At 59.2% G+C, this 12889-nt stretch carries 12 protein-coding genes; 2 read left to right on the forward strand and 10 right to left on the reverse strand.

Annotated features, from left to right (window positions below; all coding sequences use genetic code 11):
• Positions 1-51: 51 nt before the first annotated feature.
• The 10 genes from ASG55_RS24830 to ASG55_RS24875 all read right to left on the reverse strand — a co-directional run bounded on the left by ASG55_RS24830 (position 52) and on the right by ASG55_RS24875 (position 9904).
• Positions 52-2013, reverse strand: a complete 1962-nt coding sequence (locus tag ASG55_RS24830) for a DUF7844 domain-containing protein (protein WP_056791308.1) — start codon at positions 2011-2013, stop codon at positions 52-54.
• Positions 2010-2330 carry a DUF2388 domain-containing protein gene (locus tag ASG55_RS24835; protein ID WP_041476450.1) on the reverse strand — a complete coding sequence of 107 codons (321 nt, stop codon included), beginning with the start codon at positions 2328-2330 and terminating at the stop codon, positions 2010-2012. Before ASG55_RS24835 ends, ASG55_RS24830 begins: the two co-directional genes overlap by 4 nt.
• A 27-nt stretch (positions 2331-2357) precedes the next feature.
• Entirely contained in the window at positions 2358-2675 is a 318-nt protein-coding gene (locus ASG55_RS24840; protein ID WP_056791311.1) for a DUF2388 domain-containing protein, read from the reverse strand.
• A 108-nt stretch (positions 2676-2783) separates the two neighbouring features.
• Positions 2784-3101, reverse strand: a complete 318-nt coding sequence (locus tag ASG55_RS24845; RefSeq protein WP_016772298.1) for a DUF2388 domain-containing protein — start codon at positions 3099-3101, stop codon at positions 2784-2786.
• A gap of 333 nt (positions 3102-3434) precedes the next feature.
• Complete coding sequence (locus ASG55_RS24850) at positions 3435-3650, reverse strand: DUF1127 domain-containing protein (RefSeq protein WP_007911656.1); 216 nt, start codon at positions 3648-3650, stop codon at positions 3435-3437.
• A gap of 321 nt (positions 3651-3971) precedes the next feature.
• Complete coding sequence (locus ASG55_RS24855) at positions 3972-5465, reverse strand: acetyl-CoA hydrolase/transferase family protein (protein ID WP_056791314.1); 1494 nt, start codon at positions 5463-5465, stop codon at positions 3972-3974.
• A gap of 214 nt (positions 5466-5679) precedes the next feature.
• Positions 5680-7113, reverse strand: coding sequence for an NAD(P)(+) transhydrogenase (Re/Si-specific) subunit beta (locus tag ASG55_RS24860; protein ID WP_041476447.1), 1434 nt, complete (start codon positions 7111-7113; stop codon positions 5680-5682).
• Positions 7113-7433, reverse strand: coding sequence for an NAD(P) transhydrogenase subunit alpha (locus ASG55_RS24865; protein ID WP_003220416.1), 321 nt, complete (start codon positions 7431-7433; stop codon positions 7113-7115). Before ASG55_RS24865 ends, ASG55_RS24860 begins: the two co-directional genes overlap by 1 nt.
• A gap of 15 nt (positions 7434-7448) precedes the next feature.
• Positions 7449-8570, reverse strand: coding sequence for a Re/Si-specific NAD(P)(+) transhydrogenase subunit alpha (locus ASG55_RS24870; protein WP_056791317.1), 1122 nt, complete (start codon positions 8568-8570; stop codon positions 7449-7451).
• A 434-nt stretch (positions 8571-9004) separates the two neighbouring features.
• Entirely contained in the window at positions 9005-9904 is a 900-nt protein-coding gene (locus ASG55_RS24875) for a LysR family transcriptional regulator (protein WP_056791320.1), read from the reverse strand.
• A gap of 157 nt (positions 9905-10061) precedes the next feature.
• On the opposite strand from ASG55_RS24875, the gene ASG55_RS24880 reads away from it, so the two are divergent.
• Positions 10062-11243, forward strand: a complete 1182-nt coding sequence (locus ASG55_RS24880) for an acyl-CoA dehydrogenase (protein ID WP_024015035.1) — start codon at positions 10062-10064, stop codon at positions 11241-11243.
• A 14-nt stretch (positions 11244-11257) separates the two neighbouring features.
• On the forward strand, positions 11258-12478 hold the full coding sequence (locus tag ASG55_RS24885) for a CaiB/BaiF CoA transferase family protein (RefSeq protein ID WP_056791323.1): 1221 nt from the start codon (positions 11258-11260) through the stop codon (positions 12476-12478).
• Positions 12479-12889: the final 411 nt, after the last annotated feature.

Genomic DNA, 12889 nt, shown 5'->3' on the forward strand with positions numbered 1-12889 from the left:
AGGGGAAAACAAAAAGGCTTCAGAACAGGCGTTCTGAAGCCTTTTTTGTGCTCAGGGCAATTGCAGTCCGCCCGAAGCCTTGTGCAGTTTGCGCAAATGCTCGCCAATCTGCTTGACGTTGGCCTCGCTGGCGGCAATCTCGGCGGCGCGCTTGGGTTCAAGCAGCTTGCGCACTTCGGTATCGAGATCGCCGGACAGCGCCAGCAGCTTCTTCTGCCGCTGGCTGCTTTCCGCTTCCAGTCGGCCAAACTCGCTCGGCTGGGGCAGTCCGTAACCTTTAGAGTCGAGCAGTTCCGCCGGGCGGCTGAGGAAACCACTGTTGGCGAGAATCTCCTGCAAGGTCGCGTTGGCCTTGTCCATGCCGCCGTTTTCCAGCTCGCGGGCGCCGAGGTAACGTTGCTTGACCTCATCCTGTGCCAGCAACAACTGTCGGCGGAAACTCGCCTGCTCAAGCAGCAACAGCGCCGCGCTGGTGCGCAGGTCGGCGCGGTCGAACCATTCGCGGCGTTGCTCAGCGCTGAGTGACAGCCAGTCTTCGACAGTGGTCTGCTTGATCGGCAGCTGCTTCTTCAATACATCGAACATCGCTTGATAGCGATCGCGGAACGAGTCGAAGCGGTAACCCAGACGCAGCGCTTCTTTCGGATCGTCGAGCACACTGGTGTCGGCCAGACCACGGCCCTTGAGCACTTCCAGCAAGCCGTTGGGCATGATGCTGTCGAGGCCGACCAGTTGGCTGTTATTGCTGCCGCTGCGCAACAGTTTCAAACCCTCTACCGCGCAGTTGTTGGACAGGAAGAAATAGTTGCCGTCGTAGCTCCAGTGCATCTCGGCGGCATGTTCGACCACGCCCTCGATCTCCTCGCGAGACAGGTTCAGCGGCACTGAAGCGAGGCTGCGCAGCTCGGTCTTGGTGTATTCGTCGATCACCTGTGCCAGCGGCAACACGAACAGCCGCGACGGGTATTTGCCGACCAGTCCATCCCAGCTCGACAGCTGCACATCGCCAACGAAGGCGCGATAGGACAGCACCAGGTGCTGATCGAGGTCGAGGCGGCAATCCGGGCCGCGCGGGCGACCGGGGGCGCAGATCACCAGGCGCAGCATGCTGTGGCCCCAGCGACTGACCCAGTTCTGATTGGCCTCGGCCAGCAGGTAATCGACCGCGTAGACCCGTTCCGGATCGACTTGTCCCAAGGGTTGCTTGGCGAAGTCATTGCCCGCATTGAGAAAGGCAAAGCTCTTGCTGCAGGTGTCCTGCGCTGGCGGCGCCCAGCCGAAATGTTCCTTGTAGTAGCGATACAGCGCCGGGCGGCGGCAGGCGTAGCTCGGGTCGAGGAGGAAGTACTCCATGTTGACCGCGACAAATTCCTTGGGACTGGAAATTTCGTAGAGGTCCGGGCTGCGAGCGATCTGCCGGTTGTGTTGTTCACGCTCGCCACGGCGGCCGACGTACTGTTGCCACCCGGCCAGATCGAGCAGGCGCGGATCGTCGCTGATGGTGAAGCGGCGACCGTTCTGCCCGCGACACTCATCGGGAATACCGATCAGCCCGGCGCTGTTGAAGCGTCGGGTGCAGCGCTGGATCAACGTGCGCTCAGCGCTTGGCCATAAACGCGCGCGGTCGTAGATATGCGTGATTTCGTGCAGCACTGTGGCCAGCAGTTCCTGGCGCACAGTGCCGTGGGGGCGATTGGTTTTCTCTTTCGCCGCGCTGCCATCGGTGAGAGCGGCGAGAAGCTTGCGATTCAGATCAAGCTCGGCAACCAGCGTTGCCTGCCCGTAAGCGTTGGCAGGCATGTCGTCGGTCCAGCCGACGTCGATGCGCCGATCCAGCCGCTCGATGAAGCTCGGCGGCAGTTTCGCCATGGCCTCATCGATCAGCGCCTGACTGGCCTGTCGTTGAGCCGGGCTCAGACCCTCGGTCTTGAGCCGCAATTGCAGGCCGGCGTGGGCGCTGTTGCCAAGCAGCAACAACGCCCCGGCCAGCAGCCAGGCGCCAACGGACCTCACAGTGCGAGGATGGCTTCGGCGAGTACCTGATCACTGGCGTCGCGCGCTTCCGGCACCCGTGTACGCAATGTGTTGAGAGCGGCCTCGAGGTGCGCGCCACGGATGTCGCCGTTGCTGGCGACGAAACTGGCGGCGTCGTCGTGGGCTTCGCGGATGATTTTCGAATCGCGAATCGACGTGGTGGTATCGGAGGTGAAATCGATGCTGCGCTGGGAGGCACGAACGATGATGTTACTGGTGGCTACCAGGGTGTGCGCCTGGGCCACATCGGCCAACACAAACAGGCCAAGGGCGGCAGCAATCAGCGGGCTACGCATGGAACGACTCCGGAAGGACAAGGATAACTATTGGACGAGAATTGCTTCTGCCAGTTCAAGGTCGCTGGCATGAAGTTTCGGCCGGGTTTTGCGCAGGTAATGCAGCGCGGATTCCAGCCGTGCGCCTCGCCATTCACCGTCACTGGCGACGAAGGCGGCCGCGTCATCATGGGCGGCGCGCAGCAGTTTACGGTCGAACGGCGCAGAAGACACCATGCTGGTGGCGTAACCGCTGACAACCGTGCCTTGGGTCGATGCATTGAAAGCATCGAAGGCGTTGGCAGACATCGCCCAGCAGGCGGTGAATAGAGTGGAAGAGATGAGCAAAGTTGGAAGAAAGCGCATGGGACTCGACAACTGTTAGCGAGCCTGAAGGCTAGCGCAAATGCCCGGGCCAGAGCCAGCGTTGAAACATCGGGACACGGCTGGCGTGTCCCGCAATACCGCAAGCGATCAGAGCGTCAGAATGGCCTGAGCCAATTGGGCATCGGTGGCATTGAGTTGTGGCGCCTGATGGCGGATGTGATCGAGCGCGCTTTCCAGCTTTACCCCACGGATATCGCCTTCGCTGGCCACGAAGCTGGCGGCATCGTCGCGGGCGGCGAGGACGATCTTGTCGTCACGGAACGAGGAGGTCACATCGGAAGTGGCGTCGGAAGTGGCTTTCAGCGCGCCGACGATCGAGTCGGTGGTCACGATGAAGCTGGTAGCGCTGGCGTTGGCAGCCACGGCCAGCAGGGCGGCGGCACTGAGCAGGCGAAGACGGGTCATGATGTAACTCCTTTGGATAAACCGTAGTGAGAGGTGGCTCGGTATCTGAGGAGTCAGACGCCTGTTGCGCAACGTTCGCCACGTTCTGCATGGATATTAGGCTGCCAAATCCGGTTCGCCCAGTGGTGGCCAGTGATACTCCAAAGGTTCTGCATAACTGTACTGGTGTTATCTGAGGTTTTCGTAAATTGTACCTGTTCTCGTTCAGTTATGCGTTTTAGAGCATTCAAGGCCCTGAAACGACAAAACCCGCCGTGGTTGCCCACGACGGGTTTTGCTTGTGCAATTCGGGTTGCTGGCGGTGGGTCTGACGACCAGAGCCAGCGACGCTGCTTAGCGCCAGAACGGCTTGCTCAGCTCTTCGTAGCGTTGTGCTTCGCTGATACCGGCGTCGGCCAGCAGACGCGAATCCAGACGGGCCAGTTGGTGGCGGCTGGAGATGCGGCGCTGCCACAACATCAGGTTGGCGATAACGCGCAGAGGCAGGGAAGCCTGGGTGTTTACAGCTTTGTCTTCGAAGAACAGTTCGGAACTGAGTGTACGTTCCATGGTTGACATCCTTCCGCTTGTGGCGGGATCAGGTAGTGGTTTGACTGGTGCCCATGATCCTCTCGTTTGGATAGTCTCTGTAGATACAGTTCATTTGTATTGTGAGTGAGCAGTTAACTGTTTATGGATGGTGTACGGGTCGAAATTGGGCAAACTGTACCTGTCTGCACTTGATTGGTGCATTTCGGCTCGTATCAGGGGGTTGAGTAGGAGTTTGCGGTAGGAAAAGACCGGTACAGAAGTACAGTTTTTTGCGATCCTGCTTCTCGCGGGCATCCACCGAGGCAAAACTGTGTTTGCCTCGGTGGGTATCTGTGGGAATCACACTGCCAGCATGCGCCCGGTTTCTTCCAGGTTCATATGCCAGCTCAGGGCTTCGCGCAGAATATGCGGGGTGTGACCGCCGATTGCACAGGCAGCGCTGAAGTAATCATTCAGTGCCTGGCGGAAGTCCGGATGCACGCAGTTGTCGATGATCACTCGTGCACGTTCCCGTGGCGCCAGGCCACGCAGGTCGGCGAGGCCGACTTCGGTCACCAGAATGTCGACGTCATGCTCGGTATGGTCGACGTGGCTGACCATCGGCACCACGCTGGAAATCGCGCCACCCTTGGCAATCGATTTGGTCACGAATACCGCCAGATGCGCATTGCGTGCGAAGTCGCCGGAACCGCCGATGCCGTTCATCATCCGCGTACCGCAGACATGGGTGGAGTTGACGTTGCCATAGATGTCGAACTCCAGCGCGGTGTTGATGCCAATGATGCCCAGACGCCGCACCACTTCCGGGTGATTGGAGATCTCCTGCGGCCGCAGAATCAGTTTGTCCTTGTACTTCTCCAGGTTGCCGAACACGTCGCTGTTGCGGCGCTCGGACAGGGTGATCGAACTGCCCGAGGCGAAGCTTAGCTTGCCGGCATCGATCAGGTCGAAGGTCGAGTCCTGCAGCACTTCCGAGTACATGGTCAGGTCTTCGAACGGCGAGTCGATCAAGCCGCACATCACTGCGTTGGCGATGTTGCCGATGCCGGCCTGCAGTGGGCCAAGCTTGTTGGTCATGCGCCCGGCCGCGACTTCCTGCTTGAAGAAGGTGATCAGGTGTTCAGCGATGGCATTGGTATCAACGTCCGGTACCGACACTGTGGATGGCGAGTCCGACTGCTGAGTGATGACAATCGCAACGATCTTCTCCGGTGGAATCGGGATCGCCGTGCTGCCGATGCGATCGTCGACTTTCACCAGCGGGATTGGCGTCCGCGTCGGGCGGTACGTCGGGATATAGATGTCGTGCAGGCCTTCGAGGTTGGCGTTGTGGGCCAGGTTGATTTCGACGATCACTTGTTTGGCGAAGATCGCGAAGCTGGCCGAGTTGCCCACCGACGTGGTCGGCACGATATGGCCTTGTTCGGTGATGGCGACTGCCTCGATGACGGCGATGTCCGGCAGCTTCAATTGCTGGTTGCGCAACTGCTCGACCGTTTCCGAGAGATGCTGGTCAATGAACATCACTTCACCGGCGTTGATTGCCTTGCGCAACGTGCTGTCGACCTGAAACGGCATGCGCCGCGACAGCACGCCGGCCTCGGTCAGTTGCTTGTCGAGGTCGTTGCCCAGGCTGGCGCCAGTCATCAGGCTGATCTTCAGCGGCGTGACCTTGGCGCGCCCGGCCAGTGCGTGGGGAACGGCCTTGGCTTCGCCGGCGCGGGTGAAACCGCTCATGCCGACGGTCATGCCGTCCTCAATCAGAGCGGCAGCGTCGGCAGCGCTCATCACTTTGTCCAACAACGAAGGCAGGCGAATACGGTCACGGTACATGGATTATTATCTCGGGCAACGAGTAGCAGGATGCGCAGTCTAGTGAATTTGGCCGGCGCCTGTCCCGCTACCAAGGTCGCAAACGAGGCCTCTATTTCGCGGGTTTGCAGTAAAACACCGTTACCGGATCTGCAACAACGCGGCAAATTGTCCAGCGTCTGGCGCAAACAAAAACGCCCCGACAAGTCGGGGCGTTCGCTATTGCAGTGGTGAATTACTCGACCGCTTTGACCATGTCTTCGATGACTTTCTTCGCGTCGCCGAAAACCATCATGGTTTTGTCCAGATAGAACAGTTCGTTGTCCAGGCCGGCGTAGCCGCTGGCCATCGAGCGCTTGTTGACGATGATGGTCTTGGCCTTGAACGCTTCGAGAATCGGCATACCGGCAATCGGTGACTTCGGATCGTTCTTCGCGGCCGGGTTGACCACGTCGTTCGCGCCGAGCACCAGCACCACGTCGGCCTGACCGAACTCGGAGTTGATGTCTTCCATCTCGAACACCTGGTCGTAAGGCACTTCGGCCTCGGCGAGCAGGACGTTCATATGCCCAGGCATCCGACCGGCCACCGGGTGGATCGCGTACTTCACAGTCACGCCGCGATGGGTCAGCTTCTCGGTCAGCTCCTTCAGCGCATGTTGTGCACGCGCTACTGCTAAGCCATAACCCGGGACGATGATCACGGTGTCGGCGTTGGTCAGCAGGAAAGTCGCGTCATCCGCCGAGCCGGATTTCACCGGGCGGGCTTCCTGCGCACCGGCAGGACCTGCATCTGCCGTATTGCCGAAACCGCCGAGCAGTACATTAAAGAAGGAGCGGTTCATCGCCTTGCACATGATGTACGAGAGAATCGCACCGCTCGAACCCACCAGCGAGCCGGCAATGATCAGCATCGAGTTGTTCAGCGAGAAACCGATGCCCGCCGCCGCCCAGCCGGAATAGCTGTTGAGCATCGACACCACCACCGGCATGTCGGCGCCGCCGATCGGGATGATGATCAGCACGCCCATCACGAACGCCAGGGCCAGCATCAGTGCGAACGCCGTAAGGTTGCCGGTGAACATGAAAGTCAGACCGAGAACCAGCGTTGCCAGACCCAGAATCGCATTGAGCTTGTGCTGGCCACTGAACTGTACCGGTGCGCCCTGGAACAGGCGGAACTTGTACTTGCCCGAGAGCTTGCCAAAGGCAATCACCGAACCGGAGAAAGTGATCGCACCGATTGCCGCACCGAGGAACAGCTCCAGACGGTTGCCCGCCGGGATCGCATCGCCCAGCTGTTTAACGATACCCAACGACTGCGGCTCAACCACTGCCGCAATGGCAATGAACACCGCCGCGAGGCCGATCATGCTGTGCATGAACGCTACCAGTTCCGGCATCTTGGTCATTTCAACGCGTTTGGCCATGATCGAACCGGCGGTGCCGCCGACCAGCAGGCCAACGATGACGTAACCGATACCGGCTGTAGCGAGCTCAGCCCCGAGCTTATAGATCAGGCCGACCGTTGTGATGATGGCCAGCGCCATGCCAAGCATGCCGAACAGGTTGCCGCGCCGCGAGGTGGTCGGGTGGGACAGGCCTTTGAGGGCCTGGATAAAGCAGATCGACGCGATCAGGTAGAGCGTCGTCACGAGATTCATGCTCATTACTTCGGCGCCTCTTCTTTTGCTTTCGGGGCTTTCTTCTTGAACATTTCAAGCATGCGGCGGGTGACCAGGAAGCCACCAAACACATTGACTGCCGCCAGTGCCACGGCCAGCGTGCCCATGGTTTTGCCCAGCGGCGTGACGGTCAGCGCAGCAGCGAGCATGGCGCCGACGATCACGATCGCCGAGATCGCGTTGGTGACTGCCATCAACGGCGTGTGCAGCGCAGGCGTAACGTTCCAGACCACGTGGTAACCGACATAAATCGCCAGCACGAAGATGATCAGGTTGTAGATACCGGGGGAGATAAGCTCTTCCATCGTCTGAATCCCTGCTTAGGCGTTTTTGCGGATGACTTGGCCGTCGCGGCACATCAGGCACGCGGCGACGATGTCGTCTTCGAGGTTGACGTCGAACTGGCCTTCCTTGGTGAACACCAGCTTGAGGAAGTCCAGCAGGTTGCGTGCGTACAGCGCCGAAGCATCGGCAGCGACTTCACCGGCGAGGTTGGTCGGACCGACGATCGTCACACCGTTTTCCACAACGACCTGATCGGCGACGGTCAGCGGACAGTTGCCACCCTGAGCGGCCGCGAGGTCGATGACCACCGAGCCCGGCTTCATCTGCGCCACGGTCTCGGCGCTGAGCAGCGTCGGCGCTTTGCGGCCCGGAATCAGCGCGGTGGTGATGACGATATCGGCCTGCTTGGCGCGCTCGTGCACAGCCTGGGCCTGACGCTGCATCCAGCTCGCCGGCATCGGCCGCGCGTAACCGCCGACACCGACGGCGCATTCGCGCTCTTCATCGGTCTCGTAAGGCACGTCGACGAACTTGGCGCCGAGGGATTCGATCTGTTCCTTCACCGCTGGGCGCACGTCGGACGCTTCGATCACCGCACCCAGGCGTTTCGCCGTGGCAATCGCCTGCAAACCGGCCACGCCTGCGCCAAGAATCAGCACCCGCGCCGCTTTCACGGTACCCGCAGCAGTCATCAGCATCGGCATGAAGCGTGGGTAATGGTGAGCCGCGAGCAACACCGCTTTGTAGCCGGCGATATTCGCCTGCGACGACAACACATCAAGACTCTGCGCCCGCGAGGTGCGCGGCGCCGCTTCGAGGGCGAACGCGGTAATGCCGCATTCGGCCATCTTCGCGATGGTCTCGTTGTTGAACGGGTTGAGCATGCCCACGAGCACCGTGCCGCGCTTGATCAGCGGCAGTTCGGCATCGCTTGGCGCGACCACTTTGAGAATCAGCTCGGCGCCAAACGCGTCATTGGCGCTGCCAATGCTTGCGCCGGCCGCTTCATAGGCACTGTCGACGACACTGGCTTTAACGCCAGCGCCGCTTTGCACAGTGACCTTATGGCCTTGGCTGATCAGCTTCTTGATGGTTTCCGGGGTTGCAGCAACCCGTGTTTCACCGGTCTGGGTTTCGAGAGGAACACCAATGTGCACGTCAAATCTCCTGCGTGATCTTGTTGAGTAAACCCATGCACTACGGATGGTGCGACTGGGGCGGCCGATCAGCACGATCCCGCCGAATCAGGGCGGGGCGCGGCATTTTGCAGGCGAACTTTATGCCCTTCAAGGGATTATGACGGGTGACGGAAAATTAACTACAAGTCATGCCGTGACCGAATGTCGCAGATGGCCAGTTGAACCCCTTGCAGGCCGTGCCCTGCAAGGATTCTGGCTGAATTTGAAAAAAATTCGCATCGGTGGCGTGAATAGGCAGCAATGAGTCGCCATTAGAGGCTCAAAGCCGCGTGTTTGGCAGCTTGTAGGACGTCTGTACGACTTTCGGATACAGTCTGCTCAGAAGCGACAAATAGTTATATCTGTAGGGCTTTGGTTTTTTTGACTACGGGGTTAGGTATTGCGCAAAGCCTTTATTCTTCTAGGCTGTAGCTCTGCGCCTGATTTACCAGCCAGTCACGAAATGCCTTCAGCGATGCCGATTCGACCTTTCGCTCCGGAATCATCAGGTAATAGGCCTTGATGCTGGAAAGCGCTTGAGAGTTGGCAACCACCAGACGTTTCTCTGTCAGCTCGCGCTGAATCAGAAACGGCGGAATCAGCGCGACGCCCATGTCGTGCATGGCTGCCTGGGCAAGCATGGAGAATAGCTCGTAGCGTGGACCTGTCATGTCGCGAGGGATATTCAATTGCTGCGAGTTGAACCATTGGCGCCAGGCGTAAGGTCGGGTGGTTTGCTGCAGCAGCGGTAGTTCAGCGATGGCTTGCGCTGTCAGATGTTTGCGATTGCCAAGTAGGGTGGGGCTGCACACCGGCATCGGATTCTCGCCCATCAATCTGTGGGATTCGGTACCCGACCAGTCGGCGTCGCCGAAGTAAATCGCGGCATCGAATTCGGTGTCGGCAAACAGGAATGGCCGGGTGCGGTTGGTCAGGTTGACGGTCACTTCAGGGTGCTTGAGCTGGAAATCCTTGAGGCGTGGCAGCAGCCATTGCGTGCCGAAGGTCGGGACGACGGCGAGCTCGATGACGTTGGTGCCCTGCTGGCCCATCACCGAGAGGGTGTCGCGCTCCACTGCATCGAGCTGAGTCGCCACCCGACGACTGTAGGAAAGACCCGCCTCGGTCAGTTTCACTCCACGTCGCGAGCGTCGGAACAGTTCCACGCTGAGGAAATCTTCCAGGCTGGCGATCTGTCGGCAAATGGCGCCTTGGGTGAGCGACAGTTCTTCAGCAGCACGGGTAAAGCTCTCATGGCGGGCGGCAGCTTCGAAACTGATCAGGGCGGCGGTGCTGGGGATCTTCCTGCGCATGTACGTCAACCTCACTAATGCGCCGCATAAAAGGCTATTCGCGACGGTACGGAGTGAGAAATTAGCACAACAGAATGCGAAATCCTCGTTTGCTCCGACGGCGAACCGCGCCTAGGATCAATGCCACGTTAATTCACCCGATTGCGAGGGCACACTCATGGGCGGTAAAGCTAGCTTCAACTGGATCGATCCCCTGCTGCTGGATCAACAGCTCACCGAAGAAGAGCGGATGATCCGCGACACCGCCGCGCAGTTCGCTCAACAGAGTCTCGCCCCGCGTGTGCTCGAAGCTTTCCGTCATGAAAAGACCGACCCGGCAATCTTCCGCGAGATGGGTGAAGTCGGCCTGCTCGGTGCGACCATTCCCGAACAATACGGTGGCAGCGGTCTGAACTATGTCAGCTACGGCCTGATTGCCCGTGAGGTCGAGCGCGTCGACTCCGGCTATCGCTCGATGATGAGCGTGCAGTCCTCGCTAGTGATGGTGCCGATCAACGAATTCGGTACCGAAGCACAGAAGCAGAAGTACCTGCCGAAACTGGCTTCCGGCGAATGGATCGGTTGCTTCGGTCTGACCGAGCCGAACCACGGTTCCGATCCGGGCGCGATGATCAGCCGGGCGCGCAAGGTCGATGGCGGCTACAGCCTGACCGGCGCGAAGATGTGGATCACCAACAGCCCGATCGCTGACGTATTCGTGGTCTGGGCCAAGGATGATGCCGGCGATATCCGTGGATTCGTTCTGGAGAAAGGCTGGAAAGGTCTGAGCGCTCCGGCGATTCACGGTAAGGTCGGCCTGCGCGCTTCCATCACCGGCGAGATCGTCATGGACAATGTGTTCGTGCCGGAAGAAAACATCTTCCCGGACGTCCGAGGTCTGAAAGGTCCGTTCACCTGCCTCAACTCCGCACGCTACGGCATTTCCTGGGGCGCACTGGGCGCGGCCGAGTTCTGCTGGCACACCGCGCGTCAATACACTCTGGATCGTCAGCAATTCGGTCGACCGTTGGCCGCGACTCAACTGGTACAGAAGAAACTCGCCGACATGCAGACCGAGATCACTCTGGCGCTGCAAGGTTGCCTGCGCTTGGGCCGGATGAAGGACGAAGGTACCGCCGCCGTTGAAATCACTTCGATCATGAAGCGCAACTCCTGCGGCAAGTCGCTGGATATTGCGCGGATGGCGCGCGACATGCTCGGTGGCAATGGTATCTCCGATGAGTTCGGCGTGGCCCGTCACCTCGTCAACCTGGAAGTGGTGAATACCTATGAAGGTACCCATGACGTTCACGCGCTGATCCTCGGGCGTGCGCAAACCGGTCTGCAGGCGTTCTATTAATAGGAGGGCGGACCATGGGCGCGCTGTCGCATCTACGGGTACTGGATTTATCACGAGTGCTGGCCGGGCCTTGGGCCGGACAGATCCTCGCCGACCTGGGCGCCGAGGTGATCAAGGTCGAGCGCCCGGGCAATGGTGATGACACCCGTGCCTGGGGCCCGCCCTTTCTTAAAGACGCTTACGGCGAGAACACATCGGAAGCGGCTTATTACCTCTCGGCAAACCGCAACAAGCAATCGGTGACCATCGACTTCACCCGGCCTGAAGGGCAGAAGCTGGTGCGCGACCTGGCGGCGAAGTCGGACATTCTGATCGAGAATTTCAAGGTGGGCGGTCTGGCGGCCTATGGTCTGGACTATGAGTCGCTAAGGGTTCTCAACCCGAATCTGATCTACTGCTCAATCACCGGCTTCGGCCAGACCGGCCCGTACGCGAAGCGCGCAGGGTATGACTTCATGATCCAGGGGCTTGGCGGCTTGATGAGCCTGACCGGCCGGCCTGACGGAGATGAGGGCGCCGGTCCGGTGAAAGTCGGTGTCGCGCTCACGGATATTCTTACTGGGCTGTATTCAACGGTGGCGATTCTCGCGGCGTTGGCTCATCGCGATCACGACGGTGGCGGCCAGCACATCGATATGGCGTTGCTGGATGTGCAGGTCGCGTGTCTGGCGAACCAGGCGATGAACTACCTGACCACGGGCAATGCGCCAAAGCGTCTGGGAAATGCGCATCCCAACATCGTGCCTTATCAGGACTTTCCTACGGCGGATGGTGACTTCATTCTTACCGTGGGTAATGACGGGCAGTTCCGCAAGTTCGCAGAGGTGGCTGGCCAACCGCAGTGGGCGGATGATCCGCGCTTCGCGACCAACAAGCTGCGGGTAGCGAACCGCGCGGTGCTGATCCCGTTGATCCGCCAAGCTACGGTCTTCAAGACCACGGCCGAGTGGGTTGCTCAACTGGAGCAGGCGGGTGTGCCTTGTGGGCCGATCAATGATCTGTCGCAGGTGTTTAAAGATCCCCAAGTGAAGGCGCGCGGTCTGGCGATAGAGCTGCCGCATGCATTGGCGGGGATGGTGCCTCAGGTGGCCAGCCCGATTCGATTGTCGGAGACGCCCGTTGAATATCGTCATGCGCCTCCTTTATTAGGTGAGCATACATTAGAGGTTCTGCAGCGGGTGCTGGGTCTGGGGGCAGGCGCGATGGCTGCGTTGAAGGAGGAAGGCGTCCTTTAAGTCTTCTTCTATATAGAAGAAGCTCTTTTCTCATTTGATTGGATGTTTTTTAACCAATACGCAAGTTATTGAAAGAAAAGCGAAATTAATGGTTGACGGCAGATTCCAGAGGTCTATAATTCGCCCCACTTCCGCCGCAGTCGAAACGGAAAACTCCTTGAGATTCAAAGAGTTATGTAGTTTCCGACAGCGGCTTGCTTCAGATCATCGAGGCTTGGGAGGAGTTGAAAGAGCAGCGATGTGTAGCTCTTTTAACGGTTCGATCTTCTCGGTCGAAAGCGGAAAAAAAGAGGTGTTGACAGCAGCGATTAACGCTGTAGAATTCGCCTCCCGCTAACGAGAGATCGGAAGCGCAAGTGGTTGAAGTTGTTGAAGAATTCTTCGAAAACTTCTGAAAATAATCACTTGACA

Source organism: Pseudomonas sp. Leaf434 (assembly GCF_001425545.1).
In the GTDB taxonomy this organism is placed as follows: domain Bacteria; phylum Pseudomonadota; class Gammaproteobacteria; order Pseudomonadales; family Pseudomonadaceae; genus Aquipseudomonas; species Aquipseudomonas siliginis.